The sequence below is a fragment of the Allobosea sp. LC85 genome (assembly GCF_000735605.1).
Classification (GTDB): domain Bacteria; phylum Pseudomonadota; class Alphaproteobacteria; order Rhizobiales; family Beijerinckiaceae; genus Allobosea.
The window spans coordinates 24,380-42,859 of record NZ_JPKG01000068.1 but is presented as its reverse complement, the minus strand read 5'-3'; the positions used below and the strand labels follow the sequence as shown (position 1 = coordinate 42,859).

Genomic DNA, 18,480 nt, shown 5'->3' with positions numbered 1-18,480 from the left:
CAGAACCTTCGATGCGCTCTGGAAGGCCGTCGGCAACATCTGCGACCTATTCAAGCCGCAAGAGTGCCAAAACCTCTTCAAACATGCCGGGTATGCGTACGATTAAACGTCCGACGGTCTAATGCCTGCGTCATCGAACAGATCGGCTCGTCTCCCTATGCGGGTCGTACTCGGTGTTTCGCTTTCAGGACGCGTCGCGTGAGTGATCTGACGCGAGACCGATCGCCTGGCGTCGAGTGCAGGTCGAAGCAGTGAATGCTCCCTGCGCGCGTCGTTGCTCGTGCCGGGAATACCCGGGCGAGGTTTCGGCCCGCGGGAGGGGGCGCCGTGATGGGGAGATCGCGGCGCCTCCTCTTCGATCGCATATTGAATGGTGCGCATCTCGGGGCAGCCTGGCGGTGTGACGTGTGTCACGCCGGAGGATACAACGTCGTTCCGCCCCCATGCATCCGTGGGCATGCATCCGTGGGCATGCATCCGTGGGTATGACTGCGGAGCCAAATCCCTGGGCTGCGGAGCGCCGGGCGGCCATCGCCCAAGAAAAAAGGGCCACGCCAAAAGCGCAGCCCGAAGTCTAGGGAGGAAACGCCCAAGGAGGGCGCCACAGCATCTCTGCTGCGGTGCACAGGAGATAGGGCGGCCCTCTCGCGACTGCAAGAGGAAAAGGGCAGTATCGCTGCCCTTTTTTCAGGCGGCCTGCTCAGCCTTGCTGCACGGCCGCGGGATCCATCCACATCAGCTCCCAGACATGCCCGTCGAGATCCTGGAAACCGTGGCCATACATGAAGCCGTGGTCCTGCGGCTTCGCGTAGGTCTTGCCGCCGGCAGCGACCGCAGCGTTCACCATCGCGTCGACATCGGCGCGGCTTTCGCGCGACAGGCAGGTCAGGACCTCGGTGACCTTGCTCGAGTCGGCGATCGGCTGCGGTGCAAATCCTGCAAACTTCTCGTGCGTCAGCAGCATCGCGAAGATGGTGTCGCTGATCACCATGCAGGCGGCGGTGTCGTCGGTGAATTGCGGGTTGAAGCTGAAGCCGAGCGCCTTGAAGAAGGCCATGGAGTTCTGCAGGTCCTTCACCGGCAGGTTGACGAAGATCATCTGGGGCATGGTCGTTCCTTGCTTGGTCTTGGTGACGTGGGAGTGGGAAACGGCCGCCGCCATAGGCGGTAGCATTCAGGGCCGAGAGAGTGCCCTGAGATCGTGCCGGAACCGGTCAGGATCCGTCTCTGGCAAGAGCGCGTCGACCTCGCGGTGGACACGCTCCCAGATCGGGACAGCGAGGAGGAGCAGTGCATGGCCGGCTGGCAACAGGGTCAGCAGCCGGTTGCGCCGATCCTCCGGATCGATGCCGACGGACACGAGACCGCGCCGTTCGAGCGGCTTGAGCGCCGCCGTCAGGGTCGTGCGGTCCATGGCGAGAAGGCTCGCCACCGGGCCGAGGCTCGGTGGCTGCGGGCGATTGAGTGACATCAGCAGCGAGAATTGCTGGTTCGTCAGGTCAAACGGTCGCAAAGCCTCGTCAAAGCGCCGTGCCAGTGCCCTGGCTGCCCGTTGCACATGCAGGCACAGGCAATGGTCCCGCACATGCAATGTGGTCTCGAAGGGCAGCCGGCTCTCGGCGGAAAGGGGGATGGGCTTTGACATGGAGCTTTTATGTTGATATCAACCTATCCTGTCAAGAGGGGCGTTTCTGAAGGAGGAAGACCATGCAGCAACACCCGGTTGTTTCCCGCGAGGACTGGCTCGCGGCGCGCAAGGCCCTTCTCGCGCGCGAGAAGGAAGAGACACATCTGCGCGACGCAGTGAATGCCGAGCGGCTGGCTCTGCCCTGGGTCAGGGTCGACAAGAACTACGTCTTCGACACGTCGGCAGGGAAGCGGCGGCTGGTCGACCTGTTCGACGGGCGAAGCCAGCTGATGATCTATCATTTCATGTTCGGGCCGGACTGGGAGGCAGGCTGCCCCGGCTGTTCCTTCCTGGCCGATCATCTCGACGGCACGCTGGCGCATCTGAACAATCACGACGTGACATTGGTCGCGGTCTCGCGCGCACCGCTGCCGAAGATCGAGGCCTATAAGCGTCGCATGGGCTGGCGTTTCCCCTGGGTCTCGTCCCATGGCAGCGACTTCAATTTCGACTACCACGTCTCGTTCACGCCCGAGCAGCTCAAGGGCGACAGCGTCCGCTACAATTTCACCGATACGCCGGTGGACAATGCGCATGACGAATTGCCCGGCTTGAGCTCGTTCATCCGCAACGAAGCCGGCGAGGTGTTTCACACCTATTCGAGCTATGCGCGGGGCCCCGAGGAGCTGATCGGCACGCTGATGATCCTCGACCGCGCGCCCAAGGGCCGCAACGAGGACTCGACCATGAGCTTCGTGAAGCGGCACGACGAGTACGAGACGATGCCGATGGCCGCTGCCTGCTGCGCCTGATTCTAAGGCCTGGAGCGCCCGGAAACCGGGCGTCATCCCGGCCGATGCGAAGCGCAGGACCGGGGTCGATGCCAGCTTGAACCTATCCACGTTCAGGCATGGGCCCCGGGTCTCCCTTCAGTCGCTCCCGGGCGACGGGATCCGCCTGAAGGCAGAGTGGCTCAACCCCGCGCCACGCTCGCGCGTTTCACGATGCTTGCCAGTTCCGGCGATGGATCGAGCGTGCCAAAGACATAGCCCCAGTCTGCGTCGAGCCTGGAGCGGCAGAAGGTCTCGAACACCGCCTCATCCGCGTGCTTCTTCAGCTCCGAGGCCTGCAGCGCATAGGCCATCAGGTTGGCGAGCCGGCGGCCGTGGCCGTCATCATTGCGGGGCTTTGCCACCTCGTCGCCGAGTCTGTCGAGCCAGCGGTCGAGCGCGCGGTTGGTGCCGCGCGCAGAGCTGACTTCGGCCATGAAGGCCTCCTTCGTGCGCGAATCGCGGTTGAACGAGCGCAGCACATCCATGCACATCATGTTCGAGGTGCCTTCCCAGATCGCGTTCAGCGGCGCCTCGCGATAGAGCCGTGCCATCGGGCTCTCCTCGATGAAGCCATTGCCGCCATGGCATTCCAGCGCCTCGACGACGAAGGCGGCAGCGCGCTTGCAGTTCCAGAATTTGGCCAGAGGTGTGGAGACCCGTGCGACATGGCGTTCCTGCTCGCTGCTCTCCATCGCGTCCGTCGCGGCGGCAACGCGGAAGGCCATGAGGGTCGAGGCCTCTGAGTCGATCGCGAGATCGGCAAGAATATTGGTCATCATCGGCTGTTCGGCCAGCGACGAGCCAAAGCCCTTGCGCGATTGCGTGTGGTTGAGCGCCAGGGTCAGCGCCTGCCGCATCAGCCCGGCCGAGCCGATGGCGAAATCCAGCCGGGTCAGATGGGCGTGGCTGAGGATCTCGCGGATGCCATGACCCTCTTCGCCGACCAGCCAGCCCAGGCACTCGCGGAACTCGACTTCCGACGAGGCGTTCGAGCGGTTCCCCGCCTTGTCCTTGAGCCGCTGGATCTGCAGCCGGTTGCGGCTGCCATCCGGCAGGAAGCCGGGGGCGAAAAAACAGGAAACGCCGCTCTCGCTGCGGGCGAGCGTGAAGAACCCGTCCGATTGCGGCACCGAGAAGAACCATTTGTGTCCGGTGATCAGATAGACGCGTCCCTCCGGCGTATCCTCCAGATAGCGCGCGGTCGTCTGGATCTGCCGGAGGTCCGATCCGCCCTGCTTCTCGGTCATCGCGTAGCCGATGCTCGCACCTGTCTTCTGTGAGACCGGGAGCGGGCGCATGTCATACTGGCCAGACGTGATCTTTTCGCGCCAGAGCGAGAATTCAGGCTGGGCCAGACCCGGCCAGGCGGCATAGGTCATGCCGGTCGGGCAGCCGACGCCGTGCTCGATCTGGTTCCAGACATAAGAGAGGACGCCACGTGCGGCATGGCCGCTCGGCGCTGTCGTCGTCCAGGCCAGCGAGGGCACTTCGTGCCGGAAGGCGAGCGCCATCAACTCGTGCCAGGCCGGATGAAACTCAACCCAGTCGATGCGGTTGCCGAAGCGGTCATGTGTCCTGAGCTCCGGCGTGAACCTGTTGGCGAGCCGCGCCAGATCCTGCACGGCCTCGTCTCCGGCATGGGCGCCGAGCGTTGTCGCCTTGCCTGCAACCCAGGGAGCCTGGCGCGCGACGATGCCCTGCAGCACCGCGTCGTCGGAATAGGCGTTCCAGCCCGCGGCCGGGCGCGCCTGGTTCAGCACCTGATGGGTCGAGGCAATGGCGTGCGCGGTCATGATGGTCCTCTGCTCATGCCCGGCGCTGTGCCGGGTATCCCCGCCCTGAGACGGGGAATGAAGGGGATATGAGGCTGGTTGGGACGATCCCGGCCAGGGCGGATTGCACTACTCGGCCGCTTCGCGCGGGAGCCCGCCTGGCGGTTCCGGCACCTCGCAACCTGTGACACAGCAGCGACCCGGCTGTTTCGAGACCCGGCTGCCATCGGCGAGGACGCCCCGCCCGAGCAGGCTCTCGACCAGTTCGACCTTCTCCGTCACCGGATAATTGCGCCAGATCTCGCGCTTCATCGCTTCCGGGGAGCCGCCGCCATGCAGCGAGATCACCGAATACCAGCCGGCCTCCTTCGAGACGGTGATATCCTCGATGAAGCGCGCGACCTCGGCGCGCTGGGCATGCGGGATATCGGGTCGGCCAGCGAGCACGGCGGACAGCGAGGCGGCGGTCTCGGGATTATGGTCCTCATCAGGGCCTGGCAGCGCCACGATCAACCCGCCCGACACGTAATGGGCGATGCGGTGCATGTCGTAGATCTGCGTCGCCAACAGCAGCTTGCCGATATTGGAGAAGACGCTGTCCGGCATCACCGAGCCTGCAGGATCCTTCTGGCAGTAGACGGAGGCCGCCACACCGCAGGCGAAAAATCCTTCGGTGATCTTGATCAGCTCGACCATCTGTTCGCGGACATGGCCATGGCGCTCGGTATCGAGCCCGTTGGCCTCGATCATCAGCGCGCCGGCCCCGATCAGGAGATCGCCGAACCCGGCCCTGGCGCCGATGCAGGAATGGCGGTGATGCGTCGCGTAGCTGGTGGTCAGGAAACCGCCTTCCTCGGTCTCGCCGGCAAGGAAGACGCGGTCCCACGGCACGAAGACATCGTCGAACATCACGACGCCGGTCGACTGGCCATATTGCGCAGAAAATTTCGCGGCCGGATCGCCGGGGCGTCCGGCAGGTCGCGCCACGATGGTGACGCCCTCGGCATCGCAGGGCACGGCGCAGCAGACGGCGAAATCCTCGTCGCCCGGCACATGGGTGCGGCAGGGCATCACCAGGAATTCGTGCATATAGGGTGCGCCGGTGACGATGGCCTTGGTGCCGCGAATGACAACGCCGTCCTTCCGTCGCTCCTTGATGTGAACATACGAATCGCGGTTCGCCTGTGCGCCAGGTCGCTTCGAGCGGTCGCCCTTGGCGTCCGTCATCGCGACGCCGAGCGTCAGGTCCTTGTCCTGAACCTCGTGCAGATAGGCGCGGAAGCGTTGCGCATAATCGGTGCCGTGACGGGCATCGGTGAGGGCCGTTGCCTGCCAGAGCGCGTTCAGCGCGTCATGGCTGAGATAGCGCTGGGCGCAGCCCGAGATCTTGCAGACCAGCCGAACCGCCTCGAGCTTGGCGAGCAGGTCGCTGGAGCTCTCGTCGATGTGCAGCATGCGGTTGACGGTCTTGCCGGAGCTTGTCTGCCGCGCCCTCATCACCGGGAGATGGGCTTCGTGATGGGCGAGACCATAGGTGATTCCGACCGCGTTGATGCCCGGCGCCAGCAAGGGCTCGTCGGCCACGCTCTCGACGCGCTGGCCGTTGACGAAAACGCGTGGATGATAGGCGCGCAGCGACTCGCGATAGCCAGCAGCATCCATCAGCATGAGCGTGTCCTCGTGATATTTGGTTATTGCCCATAAAATTGAACGTCGTTAGAATTTCCGTCAACTCAAATCTGGAGCGATGGCGAGGTGGCAGTGGCCGAGACGACGCGAGGTCGCCGCAAGCGGGCGGTCACGGAACTCAAGCGCGGGCTGATCCTTGATGCGGCGCGCACGATCTTCGAGCGCGACGGGCTGGATGGCGCCTCGCTGCGCGCCATTGCGGCGGAGGCCGGCTACACGCCGGCGGCGCTCTACTTCCATTTCGATTCCAAGGAAGCGCTTTATGCCGAGGTCCTTGGCCAGTCACTGACAGCGCTGCGCGACCATGTCGATATGACGGTCGAAGGGGCTGGTACGCCGGAAGCCCGCTTCCGGCTGGCAGCACTCGCCTTCTTCGACTTCTATGCCACCCATCCGCGCGATCTCGATCTCGGCTTTTATCTGTTTCGAGGCGGCATGCGCCCGCACGGGCTTGGCCGCGAGCGGGACAAGGCGCTGAACGAGGCCCTTGAGGCGGCGCTCTCGCCAATCAGGCAGGCGGCAGAGCAGCTGGGCTCCGATCAGGAAACGGCACGGCTGGCCATGGCCGATGCCTTCGCCCATGCTTCGGGCGTGCTGCTGCTCGCCCATACGCAGCGGCTGAGGATGTTCGGTGCGCAGGCGCGCGTCCTGATGGAACGTTATGTCGATGTCCAGATCGGACAGTTGCTCATGAAGGGAGAGCGTCCATGACGCTGCTGAAGGTCGAGCGCGCCCGCCTCGTCATCATCGATTTTCAGTCGCGCCTGATGCCGGTGATCCATGAAGGGCCTCGCATGGTCGCAAATGCGCGCCGGCTCGTCGACGCGGCGGCCCTGCTCGATGTTCCCGTGGTGATGACCGAGCAGAATCCGGTTGGGCTCGGCAGTACGGTGCCGGAACTGTCGGGCGCCGGTCCGGTGGTGACGAAGATGAGTTTCGATGCCTGCGCCGAACCGGCCTTTCTTGGGGCGCTGGAAGAGGACGAGGAGCTGGTCGTCTGCGGTTGCGAGGCGCATGTCTGCGTCGGCCAGACGGTGCTTGGGCTGCTCACGCAATGGCGCCGCGTACTCGTGGTGCAGGACGCCATCGGTTCACGCGCGGCCGAAAACAAGGAAGCTGCAATCCGGCGCATGTCTGGCCATGGCGCCGAAATCGTCACGACCGAGATGGTCCTGTTCGAATGGCTGCGGACGGCGGACCATCCGCAGTTCCGCGCCGTGTCCAAGCTGATCAAGTGAGGATGCGAATGACCAAGCCTGCCATCTGGTATTTCGATCTCATCTCACCCTTTGCCTATCTCGCACTGACGAAGCTCGCCACGATTGAAGAGCTGCGGCCCGTCGTGATGAAGCCGATCGTCTTTGGCGCCGTGCTCAAGCACTGGGGCCAGCTCGGCCCGGCCGAGATCGCGCCGAAGCGCGTCCACACCTATCGGCTCGTGACGCACCTAGCCCAATCGCTCGGCGTGCCCTTCCGGTTCCCGCCGAGCCACCCGTTCAATCCGCTCGCCATGCTGCGCCTGTTGACCGCGCTGGATGGGCAGCAGGGCGCGGTCCGCGAAGCCTTCCGGCTGATCTGGGGGCAGGGGCGCGACGGTAACGACCCCGCCGTGCTGGCCGAGGTCGCGGCGGCCGCCGGAGATCCTGCGGCGCTCGACCGCATAGGCGATCAGCCAGTCAAGGATAGTCTTCGCCAGACCACGGAGGAGGCCGTCGCGGCCGGAATTTTTGGCGTGCCGAGCTTGCTGATCGATGGAGAGGTCTTCTGGGGTGTTGATGCCATGGCCATGGCACGCGACTATCTGGTGGCGCCCGAACGCTTCCTGACCGGTGAAATGGCGCGGATTTCCAGCCTGCCCGTCGGCGTTCGGCGGCAGGTCTGACGGACAGCGGAGACGGCGCAGTTTCACCATCTTGTCGTCCCAAGCTGGACCCTGGCCGAGGCGTTGCGTCCGGCTGGTACAGGAGGAGACGTTTCATGCTGCGCCGGTCTTTTCTTCAGCTCGGCCTTGCCGGGCTTGCGGCGCCGGCCCTGGTTGGCCGGGCGGCCGCGACCGACCCGACAGTGCCGGGTTCCAGGTTCAACGTCACCTATTTCGATGTGCCCGCGATCAAGGGCTCGCGCGATGTCACCGATGCCGGCGACGGCACGATCTGGGTCTGCGGCCAGCGCAATGGCACGCTCGGCCGCTTCGATCCGCGCTCGAGCCAACTCAAGGTGGTCGAGCTCGGCCAGGGCGCCGCACCTCACGGCGTGATCCGGGGTCCGGACGGCGCCGCCTGGGTGACGGAAGGGGGGCAGAACGCCATCGCCCGCGTCGATGACAAGACCCACAAGGTCGATCTCTTCAAGCTGCCTGCGGGGCGCGAGCGGGCCAATCTCAATACCGGCGTGTTCGACAGGGACGGCATCCTCTGGTTCACCGGCCAGAGCGGGATCGTTGGCCGCTTCGACCCGAAGACCGCCAAGATGGAGGTCAAGGATGCGCCGCGCGGGCCTGGCCCCTATGGCATCACCAGAACACCCTCCGGCGAGATCTGGTACGCCTCGCTGGCCGGCAACCACATTGCCCAGGTCAATCCCGGCACCTTCGAGATCACGATGGTCGAGCCGCCGACGCCTGGGCAGGGAGCGCGGCGGGTCTGGTCGGATTCGAAGAACCGCATCTGGGTCAGCGAGTGGAATTCCGGCAATGTCTCGGCCTATGACACGCTCAGCAACAGCTGGAAGACATGGAAACTGCCGGGTGACAAACCGCGCACCTATTCGGTCTATGTCGATGATGCCGACAAGGTCTGGCTGACGGACTTCTCGGCCAATGCCATCGTGCATTTCGATCCCGTCACCGAAGCCTTCAACAGCTTCCCGAGCGACAAGCCGGGCGCCAATGTCCGCCAGATGGATGGGCGTTCCGGCGAGGCCTGGGGCGGCGAGAGCGGCAATGACCGGCTGGTCCGCATCCTGACTGTGAAGCAGGCGTGAGGAGTGCATCTGCCGCCCTTGCGATTGCGGGGGCCCTGCTTGCCGCGCAGGCTGGCTCGGCTCAGGAGAGCGAAGCGGGCGAGCGGCTGTTCGCGACCTGCCAGGCTTGCCACAGCCTCGACCCTGCCAAGCCGGGCATGGCCGGCCCGCATCTCGCCGGCCTGGCTGGCCGCCGCATCGGCACGGCCGAAGGGTTCGATTACTCGCCAGTGCTGAGGGCCGCTGGCGCGCAAGGCCTCAGCTGGGACGAAGAGCGGCTGAAGGCCTATCTCGCCGATCCCGATTCCATGTTCAAAGGCAGCTGGATGAGCGCACCGGGACTTGGCCGGGAGGCCGACCGGTCAGCTCTCGCCGTCTTCCTGATGCGGCAGCGCTGACGTCAGAGCGGCCGCTTGATGGCCTTCGAGATCACACCGATGATGCCCTCGCGGAACAGCATCACGCAGATCACGAAGATCACGCCCTGCACCACGGTGACCCAGGCGCCAAGGCTGGCGAGATAATTCTGCATGGAGACAATGACGAGCGCGCCGACGATAGGCCCGAACACGGTTCCAAGCCCGCCGACCAGTGTCATCAGCACGACCTCGCCGGACATCGACCAGTGCACGTCGGTGAGCGAGGCGAGTTGGAAGACGATGGCCTTGGTCGAGCCCGCCAGCCCCGCCAGCGCAGCTGAGAGCACGAAGACCGCGAGCTTGTAGCGATTGGCGCGGTAGCCGAGCGAGATCGCGCGCGGCTCATTGTCCCGGATCGCCTTGCAGACCTGGCCGAAGGGCGAATGGATGATGCGGTAGATCAGCAGCAGCCCGGCCATGAAGATGACCGCGACGACGTAGTACAGCGCCCGGTCGTCGGCGAGGCTGATCAGGCCGAAGAGCTTGCCGCGCGGCACGGACTGGATGCCGTCCTCGCCGCCGGTGAAGCGCGGTGTCTGCAGCGAGAAGAAGAACACCATCTGCGCGAGTGCGAGCGTGATCATGGCGAAGTAGATGCCTTGCCGGCGGATCGCGAGCGAGCCGAAGACGGCCCCGAGTATGCCGGCAATCAGCGTCCCGGACAGGATCGCGAGTTCTGGCGTCAGGCCCCAGTTCTTGGCCGTATAGGCGCTGACATAGCTCGCCATGCCGAAATAGGCGGCATGGCCGAAGGAGAGCAGGCCGCCATAGCCAAGCAGAAGGTTGAAGGCGAGCGCAAACAGCGCAAAACACATCACCTTCATCACGAAGACGGGATAGGCGAGGAAAGGCGCCACGGCGAGCAGGACCGCGAGCCCGATGAAGATCGCCTGATGCAGGCGCTCCGTACCCTTCGTGGTCTCGGTGACCGCGAGGCCGCCAGCGGGAACCTCGGCGGAAAGCGCGTCGGCCATGGTCAGCTCCTTGCAATCATGCGGAACGGCGCCATCACGCGGGCCGCCCGAACAGCCCGGCTGGCTTCACCAGCAGCACCAGGACCATGATGATGAAGATCACGGTCGCCGAAGCTTCGGGGTAGAAAACCTTGGTCAGGCCTTCGATCAGGCCGAGGCCGAAGCCGGTGACGATCGCGCCCATGATCGAGCCCATGCCGCCGATCACGACGACGGCGAAGACGACGATGATCAGATCGGCACCCATGTTCGGGTTGACCGAATAGATTGGTGCCGCGAGCACGCCGGCGAACGCCGCCAGAGCGACGCCGAAACCGTAGGTCAGGGTCACCAGCAACGGCACATTGATGCCGAAGGCCTGTGTCAGCGTCGGGTTCTCGGTGGCGGCGCGGAGATAGGCGCCGAGCCTGGTCTTCTCGATCACGAACCAGGTCGCCAGGCAGATGACCAGCGAGGCGATGACCACCCAGGCGCGGTAGTTCGGCAGGAACATGAAACCGAGATTGTGCCCGCCCGCCAGTTGCGGCGGAATTTGATAGGGCAGCCCCGACGAGCCGTAATTGTTGCGGAACAGACCCTGGATGATCAGCGCGAGGCCGAAGGTCAGCAGCAGCCCGTAGAGATGGTCGAGATGGGCCAGTCGCGAGATCAGCAATCGCTCGATGGCGACCCCCACGATCCCGACGATCAGCGGTGCCAGCAGCAGCGCGGCCCAGTAATTGATGCCCAGATAGTTCAGGCACATCCAGGCTACGAAGGCGCCCATCATGTACTGCGCGCCATGAGTGAAGTTGATGATGTTGAGCAGCCCGAAGATCACCGCCAGCCCGAGGCTGAGGATGGCATAGAACGAGCCATTGATCAGGCCGAGCAGGACCTGACCGAACAGCGCTTGTGGTGGGATTCCGAGAAGCTCGAACATGCGTTGCTCAACTCATCTTGAAAATACTGCCAAGGACCCGCTGCCGAAACGCCATCTCCTGCTGCCGTCATCCCGGGCAGGCCGAAGCCCTGACCCGGGATCCATGCCGGAACAGGTCCGGGGACAGGCTCAGATGTGGATCCCGGGCTCCCCTATGGGCGCCCGGGATGACGCACGAACCGGGTAAGCGGGGCCGGAGCCTCGCTCACTTCTTGACGAGCGGGCACTCGCTTTCGCTGAGCGGCTTGAAGGCCTGCTCGGCCGGCAGAACCGCGATCTGCTTGTAGTAGTCCCACGGCGCCTTGGACTCGGACGGCTTCTTGACCTCGAAAAGGTACATGTCGTGCATCTTGCGGCCGTCGGCGCGGACCGAGCCCTTGCCGAAGAGCGGATCGTCGGTCGGCAGTTCCTTCATCTTGGCCATCACGGCCGCGGAATCTTTGCTCTTCGCAGCCTCCACGGCCTTGAGGTAGTGGAGCATGCCGGAATAGACGCCGGCCTGGACCATGGTTGGCTTCTTGCCACCATGGGCCTTCGAGAAGCGCTCCGACCAGGCGCGGGTCTGGTCGTTCGTGTCCCAGTAGAAGGATTCTGTCAGGACAAGGCCCTGCGCCGTCTGCAGGCCGAGCGCGTGTACGTCGGTGAGGAAGACGAGCAGCCCCGCGAGCTTCTGCCCGCCTGCGACGATGCCGAACTCGCCCGCCTGCTTGATCGAGTTGATCGTGTCGCCGCCGGCATTGGCAAGGCCGATGACCTTGGCCTTGGAGGCTTGGGCCTGGAGCAGGAACGAGGAGAAATCGGTGCCCGGGAAAGGCGTGCGCACGGCCCCCAGCACCTTGCCGCCGTTCTTGGCGACGATGGCGGCGGTGTCGCGCTCCAGCGCGTGGCCAAAGGCATAGTCGGCGGTCATGAAGAACCAGCTGTCGCCGCCGGCCTTCACCATGGCGCCGCCCGTGCCCTGGGCCAGGGCATAGGTGTCATAGGTCCAGTGCACGGTGTTCGGCGAGCAGGCCTTGCCGGTCAGATCCGAGGAGGCCGCGCCCGAGTTGATATGGACCTTGTTCTTTTCCTTGGTGATCTGGTTGACGGCCAGTGCCACCGAGGAGGTCGGCACGTCCAGGATGATGTCGACGCCATCCTGATCATACCATTGCCGGGCGATGGTCGAGCCGACATCGGGCTTGTTCTGGTGATCCGCCGAGACGATCTCGACCTTGATGCCCTTCTCGGCGGCCTTGAAATCCTCGACGGCCATCCGGGCCGCGACCACCGAACCCTCGCCGGAGAGGTCGGCATAGAGGCCGGAACGATCGTTGAGCACGCCGGCCTTGACGGAAATCTGCTGCGCCAGTGCCGGGCTCACGAGCAGCGCACCAAATACGCTGCCCAGCAGCAATGTCTTGAGTTTCATGCCGTCTCTCCCTGAAATGACGTCGTTCTCGACGTGATTGTTCAAACCCCGAGGTAACCGTGGAGCTTGTCGATGTTTCGCTCAAGCGCCTCGTTCGGAATCATGTCGACCACCTTGCCCTGCTCGACGACATAGTGCCGGTCGGCGACCGTCGCGGCGAAGCGGAAGTTCTGCTCGACCAGGATGATGGTGAAGCCCTCGCGTTTCAGTTTTGCGATGGTGCGGCCGATCTGGTCGATAATCACCGGCGCCAGCCCCTCGGTCGGCTCGTCGAGCAACAGGAGATTCGCGCCCGTGCGCAGGATGCGCCCGATCGCCAGCATCTGCTGCTCGCCACCTGACAGCTTGGTGCCCTGACTCTTCAGCCGTTCCTTCAGATTTGGAAAGAGCTCGAAGATCTGCTCGAGGGTGAGCCCGCCCGGCTTCACCTGCGGCGGCAGCAGCAGGTTCTCCTCGACATTCAGGCTCGAATAGATGCCGCGCTCTTCGGGAACAAAGCCGATGCCCAGTCGGGCGATGGTGCGCGAGGGCAGATTGATTGTCTCGGTGCCGTCGAACGAGACCGAGCCCTTGCGCTTGCCCATGATGCCGATGATCGACTTCAGCGTGGTGGTCTTGCCCGCGCCGTTGCGGCCGAGCAGGGTCACCACTTCGCCGGGCGCGACGTCGAAGTCGATGCCGTGCAGCACATGCGACTCGCCATACCAGGCCTCGAGCCCGCGGACGGCGAGCAGCGCTTTGGCCGCGGTCGCAGGTGCTGTGGCCCGGGTCGCCTCAGTGAGCATGGCCGACTCCCGATCCGATATAGGCTTCGACCACGCGCGGGTCCTTCGAGACCGTGGCATAGTCGCCTTCGGCAAGGACCTGCCCACGCGCCAGCACAGTGATGCGGTCCGAGAGAGAGGCGACGACCGAGAGATTGTGCTCGACCATCAGGATGGTGCGGTTGGCGGAGACTTTGCGGATCAGCGCCTCGATGCGTTCGACATCCTCACGGCCCATTCCGGCCATCGGTTCGTCGAGCAGCAGCATTTCCGGATCGAGCGCCAGCGTGGTCGCGATCTCGAGCGCGCGCTTGCGGCCATATGAAAGCTCGCCCGCCGGCAGTTCGGCAAAAGTTGAGAGGCCGACGGCCTCGACCAGGCGCAGCGCCTCGGCATCGAGCGATTTCAGCACATCCTCGGAGCGCCAGAAATCGAAGGAGTCACCGCGCTTCCGCTGCAGCGCGATCCGGACATTCTTCATCACGCTGAGTTGCGGGAAAACCGCCGAAATCTGGAAGGACCGTACCAGACCGAGCCGGGCGATCTCGGCCGGTTTCTGCCGCGTGATGTCCTTGCCGTTATAGACGATCGAGCCCTTGGTCGGCGCAAGAAATTTGGTCAGCAGATTGAAGCATGTCGTCTTGCCGGCGCCGTTTGGGCCGATGAGCGCATGAATGCTGCCGCGCCTGACCTTGAGATCGACACCATTGACCGCGGTGAAGCCCGCGAATTCTTTGGTGAGCCCCGAGGTGGAGAGAATAATATCCTCAGACATACCACGCACACATGGTCGCCACCTTAATGATTCTTGGATTGTTCGTTTCCCCTGCGGTCATGCTGCACCGCGCGCAGCGCGCCTGTCAACGCCACGCCCGTGCGGATGAAACCATGTGCATCTGCCCAGGAATGGCGGTTTAGACGAAAGGCTTAGAGCGATGCCGGCCCTTGTCACACTAGCCGGCCGGCAGGACGGCAGCAGCCATGACCGATGCGATCGCGTCGAGCCGCTGCCCGTAATCGGCGCAGGAGGGCAGGGGGCCGAGCTTGGCACCGGCGGCTGCCTGCATCAGCGTGTTGATCAGCATCGTGGAATTGAGGCCTGTGCGGTTCAGCGAGATCTCGCCCTTCGCTTGCGCCCCCTCGATGAGGCTGCGCGCATGCCTGACGAAGATGTCTTCGAAGACAAGCAGTTCCTGCCCGGCGATACTGGCAATGACGGCCTTCAACTCGACCAGGTGTTCGCCGGTGCCGAGGCTTTCGAAGGCCGTGGCGAAATGTGCCCTCAACAGCGCAGTGAGACGTTCCGGGAAGGCGGCCTTGCTGGTCAGGACCTCACGGCAACGTGCGTCGACACGCTTGCCGAGCAGCGCGAGCATGGCCCGGAACACGTCATCCTTGCCCTTGAAATGGAGGTAGAGTGTCGCCTTGGCCAGCCCGGCTTCCTTGGCGATGTCGTCCATCGAGGTGCGCTTGTAGCCGTAACGGGCAAACAGGCGCAGCGCGGCATCGGCGATCTGATCGATGCGACCGGAAGTGTCATCGGCGGCCACGCCGGAATTCTCGCTTCTGTCGGACATTGCAGTCTTGACAAGATCCAAACTGAGCGCGACTATCCCAGTTGGACTCAAACAGTCTAACTCGTCTAGTCGCGCGACCCAAGACGACGGATCGTCCGCCCGCTTCTGATATGTCAGATCGGGCCGTCGAGAGCGAGCCTCTCGATCCGCACCATGGTGCCGCGCTGTGTCATGCCCAGCGATCCGGAGGCAGCCATGGTCTCACTCAAAGTCAACGGCAGGACGCACAGCGTCGATGTCGACGACGATACGCCCCTGCTTTGGGCGATCCGCGACAATCTCGGCCTCACCGGCACCAAGTTCGGCTGCGGTGTCGCGCAATGCGGTGCCTGCACCGTCTTCATGGACGGCAAGCCGCTGCGCTCCTGCGTCACGCCGGTCTCGGCGGTGGGCGATTCCGAGATCACCACGATCGAGGCGATTTCCGGCAAGGAAGCCGATGCCGTTCAGGCGGCCTGGACGGCGCGTGACGTGCCGCAATGCGGCTACTGTCAGTCGGGCCAGGTGATGAGTGCGGTGGCGCTGCTCACGGAAAACAAGAAGCCGACCGACCGCGACATCGATCTCGCGATGAACGGCAATCTTTGCCGTTGCGCAACTTACGTCCGCATCCGCGCCGCGATCCATGACGCGGCCCGCACGCTGGAGGGCTGAGCCATGACCGTTCACGATCAGCACCTCTCCCGCCGCTCGCTGTTGAAGGGGGCCGGCGCCCTCGTCATCGGGCTGCATCTCCCGCAAGCGGCCCGCGCCCAGTCCGGCGCAGGCGCCGCCTTCCGCCCCGGCGGAAACGCCACCTTCGCGCCCAATGCCTTCGTTCGCGTTGCGCCAGACAGCACCATCACGGTGCTGATCAAGCATATCGAGTTCGGCCAGGGGCCGTTCACCGGATTGGCGACCCTCGTCGCCGAGGAGATGGACGCAGACTGGAGCCAGATGCGCAGCGAGCATGCACCGGCCGACGTCAAGCTCTATGCCAATCTCGCCTTCGGCGTGCAGGGTACCGGTGGCTCGACCGCCATCGCCAATAGCTGGGAACAGATGCGCAAGGCCGGTGCCACGGCCCGCGCCATGCTGGTCCAGGCTGCGGCGCAGGCCTGGACGGTCCCGGCCTCCGAGATCAAGGTCGAGGCTGGCGTCCTGAGCCATGGCTCCGGCAAACAGGGACGCTTTGGCGAGTTCGCCGAGGCAGCCTCGAAGCTTGCCGTGCCGGAGAACGTGCCGCTGAAGCCGGCCTCGGCCTATCGCCTGATCGGCAAGGAGGGCGCGGTCAAGCGGCTCGACAGCGCCGACAAGTCGCGCGGCAAGGCCGAGTTCACCATCGATATCCACGCTCCCAACATGTTGACCGTCGTCGTTGCGCGGCCACCGCGCTTCGGCGGCAAGGTCGCGAGCTTCGACGCGGCTGAGGCGCTTAAGGTCAAGGGCGTGGTCGACGTCAAACAGATCGGCTCCGGCGTCGCCGTCTATGCCGACGGCATGTGGCCCGCGCTGAAGGGCCGCGAGGCCCTGAAAGTGACCTGGGACGAGAGTGCCGCGGAGAAGCGCGGCAGCCGCGAACTGATCGCCGAATATCGCGCGCTCGCCCGCCAGAAGGGTGTGGTGGCGGGGTCGCATGGCGATGCCGAGGCTGTACTCGCCAAGGCTGGGACGGTGATCGAGGCCGAGTTCGTCTTCCCCTATCTGGCGCACGCGCCGATGGAACCGCTCGACGGCTATCTGCAATGGGATGGCAGCGAGGCACTCGCCCGCTTCGGCAGCCAGTTCCAGACCACCGAACACATGACCATCGCGACCGTCCTTGGCCTGCCGCCAGAGAAGGTCAGGCTCGAGACCATGCTCGCTGGCGGCAGCTTCGGCCGACGCGCGCAGGTCAGCCAGCATCTCGCGGCGGAGCTCGCCATGGTCGCCAAGGCGATCGGCCCCAATCGCCCGGTCAAGCTGGTCTGGACCCGCGAGGACGATCTCTCCGGCGGCTATTACCGCCCGCTCTTCGTGCATCGCCTGCGCGGTGCCGTGAAGGACGGCAAGATCACGGCCTGGGCCGACAGCATCGTCGGCCAGTCCTTCTTCCTCGGCACGCCCTTCGAAGCGATGGTGGTGAAGAACGGCATCGACGCAACCTCGGTCGAAGGCGCCAACGAGCTCTTCTACGAGATTGCGGATTTCCACTGCGAGGTGAACAATCCCAAGGTTGGCGTGCCGACCCTGTGGTGGCGCTCCGTCGGCCATACGCACACAGCCTATGCGGTCGAGTGCTTCATCGATGAGCTGCTGCAGGCGGCGGGGCAGGATCCGGTCGCCGGCAGGCTCGCCCTGATGAACCGGCATCCACGTGCCGTCGGCGTGCTCAAGGCCGTCGCCGAACTGGCGAAGTGGAATGGCTCCGGCCCGGTCGACGGCCGGGCTCGCGGCGTCGCCGTGGTCGAGAGCTTTGGCTCCTTCGTTGCCCAGATCGCAGAGGTCTCGCTCGGCAGCGACGGTGAGCCGAAGGTTCACAAGGTCTGGTGCGCGGTGGATTGCGGGGTCGCGGTCAATCCCGACATCATCCGGGCACAGATGGAAGGCGGCATCGGCTTTGGTCTCGGCCACGCGCTCTATGGCGAGATCACGCTCGACCAGGGCAGGCCGGTCCAGGCCAATTTCGATACCTATCGCTCGTTGCGCATCCACGAGATGCCGGAGGTCGAGGTCGCGATCATCAACTCGACCGAAGCGCCCACCGGCGTCGGTGAGCCGGGTGTGCCGCCGATCGGCCCGGCGGTCGCCAATGCACTGGCCAGGCTCGGGCAGCCGCGCCCGCGGCAATTGCCGATGGTCGGAGGCACGGTCTGATGCAGGCGCGCTTCCTTCACGCCGCCCTGGCGGGTGCCGGACTCTGTCTGGCCGGTACCGCGCTCACTTCGGCGCAGACCGCGCAGCAGGCGGCCCCAGCCGCCTCGCTGCGTTCCGCCGAGAGCTTCAGCAGCATCGCCAACCAGCGCGACCGCTCGGCCGCGCTGTTCGGCGAGATCGGCAAGGTGCTGCAGCACCCGCGTTGCATGAACTGCCACCCGGCGACTGAACGTCCGCGCCAGACCGATGCGAAGCGCCTGCACCAGCCGCTCGTCGTGCGCGGCAAGGACGGGCACGGCGCGCCGGGGCTGGAATGCGCGACCTGCCACGGAAAGCAGAATTTCGACCCGGCGCGGATCCCAGGCGATGGTCATTGGGCGCTGGCGCCGGCTTCGATGGCCTGGGAGGGCAAGTCGCTTGGCCAGATCTGCGAGCAGCTCAAGGACCAGAACCGCAACGGCAGCCGCGACCTCGCGGCAATCGTGAAGCATGTCACCAGCGATACCCTGGTGCTCTGGGCCTGGAACCCGGGATCCGGTCGTGTTCCGGCGCCCGGCAGCAACGCGCAATTCGGTGCGCTGATGCAGGCCTGGGCCGATACGGGGGCTGCCTGCCCGGCATCCTGACGCGGCTCCTTCCCTCTCGTCTCGGGTACAGGCGAAGGCACGCATTCCCGCCCGCGCCTTCGCCCATGTT

The 18,480-nt window shown here is 64.8% G+C and carries 19 protein-coding genes and 1 pseudogene; 10 read left to right on the top strand and 10 right to left on the bottom strand.

Going from position 1 to position 18,480, the window contains the following annotated elements:
- A pseudogene (locus FG93_RS33765) lies at positions 1-106 on the top strand (IS630 family transposase); the annotation flags it as partial.
- 594 nt (positions 107-700) lie between these two features.
- Here the strand turns inward: FG93_RS33765 and FG93_RS30340 are convergent.
- Together FG93_RS30340 and FG93_RS30335 are read right to left on the bottom strand one after the other, a co-directional pair.
- A complete protein-coding gene (locus FG93_RS30340; RefSeq protein WP_043242570.1) occupies positions 701-1,108 on the bottom strand; it encodes a VOC family protein in 408 nt (135 codons plus the stop codon).
- A 66-nt stretch (positions 1,109-1,174) separates the two neighbouring features.
- The gene (locus FG93_RS30335) at positions 1,175-1,645 is read right to left on the bottom strand and encodes a MarR family winged helix-turn-helix transcriptional regulator (protein WP_043242558.1); all 471 of its coding nucleotides are present in this window, start codon (positions 1,643-1,645) and stop codon (positions 1,175-1,177) included.
- A gap of 62 nt (positions 1,646-1,707) precedes the next feature.
- Between FG93_RS30335 and FG93_RS30330 the strand changes: the two genes are divergently transcribed.
- Complete coding sequence (locus tag FG93_RS30330) at positions 1,708-2,439, top strand: thioredoxin family protein (protein ID WP_043242555.1); 732 nt, start codon at positions 1,708-1,710, stop codon at positions 2,437-2,439.
- 161 nt (positions 2,440-2,600) lie between these two features.
- Here the strand turns inward: FG93_RS30330 and FG93_RS30325 are convergent, their stop codons facing one another.
- Both FG93_RS30325 and FG93_RS30320 read right to left on the bottom strand, forming a co-directional pair.
- Complete coding sequence (locus FG93_RS30325) at positions 2,601-4,253, bottom strand: acyl-CoA dehydrogenase family protein (protein ID WP_043242553.1); 1,653 nt, start codon at positions 4,251-4,253, stop codon at positions 2,601-2,603.
- 108 nt (positions 4,254-4,361) lie between these two features.
- Positions 4,362-5,900 carry a 4-hydroxyphenylacetate 3-hydroxylase family protein gene (locus FG93_RS30320; RefSeq protein WP_043242551.1) on the bottom strand — a complete coding sequence of 513 codons (1,539 nt, stop codon included), beginning with the start codon at positions 5,898-5,900 and terminating at the stop codon, positions 4,362-4,364.
- A gap of 93 nt (positions 5,901-5,993) precedes the next feature.
- Between FG93_RS30320 and FG93_RS30315 the strand changes: the two genes are divergently transcribed.
- The 5 genes from FG93_RS30315 to FG93_RS30295 all read left to right on the top strand — a co-directional run bounded on the left by FG93_RS30315 (position 5,994) and on the right by FG93_RS30295 (position 9,280).
- Positions 5,994-6,632: a TetR/AcrR family transcriptional regulator gene (locus tag FG93_RS30315; RefSeq protein ID WP_043242550.1), complete on the top strand. Its 639-nt coding sequence runs from the start codon at positions 5,994-5,996 to the stop codon at positions 6,630-6,632.
- A complete protein-coding gene (locus FG93_RS30310; RefSeq protein WP_043242547.1) occupies positions 6,629-7,159 on the top strand; it encodes an isochorismatase family protein in 531 nt (176 codons plus the stop codon). The genes FG93_RS30315 and FG93_RS30310 overlap by 4 nt, the downstream gene beginning before the upstream one ends.
- An 8-nt stretch (positions 7,160-7,167) precedes the next feature.
- A complete protein-coding gene (locus FG93_RS30305) occupies positions 7,168-7,803 on the top strand; it encodes a 2-hydroxychromene-2-carboxylate isomerase (protein WP_161783917.1) in 636 nt (211 codons plus the stop codon).
- A 95-nt stretch (positions 7,804-7,898) separates the two neighbouring features.
- Positions 7,899-8,903, top strand: a complete 1,005-nt coding sequence (locus FG93_RS30300) for a lyase (RefSeq protein WP_043242543.1) — start codon at positions 7,899-7,901, stop codon at positions 8,901-8,903.
- Positions 8,900-9,280, top strand: coding sequence for a cytochrome c family protein (locus FG93_RS30295; protein WP_043242542.1), 381 nt, complete (start codon positions 8,900-8,902; stop codon positions 9,278-9,280). The genes FG93_RS30300 and FG93_RS30295 overlap by 4 nt, the downstream gene beginning before the upstream one ends.
- Before the next feature lie 2 nt (positions 9,281-9,282).
- Here FG93_RS30295 and FG93_RS30290 read toward each other — a convergent pair whose 3' ends face one another.
- The 6 genes from FG93_RS30290 to FG93_RS31555 all read right to left on the bottom strand — a co-directional run bounded on the left by FG93_RS30290 (position 9,283) and on the right by FG93_RS31555 (position 14,949).
- On the bottom strand, positions 9,283-10,275 hold the full coding sequence (locus FG93_RS30290) for a branched-chain amino acid ABC transporter permease (protein ID WP_043242539.1): 993 nt from the start codon (positions 10,273-10,275) through the stop codon (positions 9,283-9,285).
- Positions 10,276-10,309: 34 nt separating this feature from the next.
- On the bottom strand, positions 10,310-11,197 hold the full coding sequence (locus FG93_RS30285) for a branched-chain amino acid ABC transporter permease (protein WP_043242538.1): 888 nt from the start codon (positions 11,195-11,197) through the stop codon (positions 10,310-10,312).
- A 205-nt stretch (positions 11,198-11,402) separates the two neighbouring features.
- Positions 11,403-12,608 carry an ABC transporter substrate-binding protein gene (locus tag FG93_RS30280; RefSeq protein WP_043242536.1) on the bottom strand — a complete coding sequence of 402 codons (1,206 nt, stop codon included), beginning with the start codon at positions 12,606-12,608 and terminating at the stop codon, positions 11,403-11,405.
- A 41-nt stretch (positions 12,609-12,649) separates the two neighbouring features.
- Positions 12,650-13,393, bottom strand: coding sequence for an ABC transporter ATP-binding protein (locus FG93_RS30275; RefSeq protein WP_043242533.1), 744 nt, complete (start codon positions 13,391-13,393; stop codon positions 12,650-12,652).
- Positions 13,383-14,147 carry an ABC transporter ATP-binding protein gene (locus FG93_RS30270; RefSeq protein WP_043242531.1) on the bottom strand — a complete coding sequence of 255 codons (765 nt, stop codon included), beginning with the start codon at positions 14,145-14,147 and terminating at the stop codon, positions 13,383-13,385. Before FG93_RS30270 ends, FG93_RS30275 begins: the two co-directional genes overlap by 11 nt.
- A 178-nt stretch (positions 14,148-14,325) precedes the next feature.
- Positions 14,326-14,949: a TetR/AcrR family transcriptional regulator gene (locus FG93_RS31555; RefSeq protein WP_052514391.1), complete on the bottom strand. Its 624-nt coding sequence runs from the start codon at positions 14,947-14,949 to the stop codon at positions 14,326-14,328.
- 195 nt (positions 14,950-15,144) lie between these two features.
- Here FG93_RS31555 and FG93_RS30260 point away from each other — a divergent pair, with 195 nt between their 5' ends.
- Genes FG93_RS30260 through FG93_RS30250 form a run of 3 tightly spaced genes read left to right on the top strand, consistent with a single transcriptional unit; the run spans position 15,145 to position 18,410 of the window.
- Positions 15,145-15,603 carry a (2Fe-2S)-binding protein gene (locus FG93_RS30260; protein WP_043242528.1) on the top strand — a complete coding sequence of 153 codons (459 nt, stop codon included), beginning with the start codon at positions 15,145-15,147 and terminating at the stop codon, positions 15,601-15,603.
- 3 nt (positions 15,604-15,606) lie between these two features.
- Complete coding sequence (locus FG93_RS30255; protein WP_043242526.1) at positions 15,607-17,784, top strand: xanthine dehydrogenase family protein molybdopterin-binding subunit; 2,178 nt, start codon at positions 15,607-15,609, stop codon at positions 17,782-17,784.
- The gene (locus FG93_RS30250) at positions 17,784-18,410 is read left to right on the top strand and encodes a hypothetical protein (RefSeq protein ID WP_043242524.1); all 627 of its coding nucleotides are present in this window, start codon (positions 17,784-17,786) and stop codon (positions 18,408-18,410) included. Before FG93_RS30255 ends, FG93_RS30250 begins: the two co-directional genes overlap by 1 nt.
- Positions 18,411-18,480: the final 70 nt, after the last annotated feature.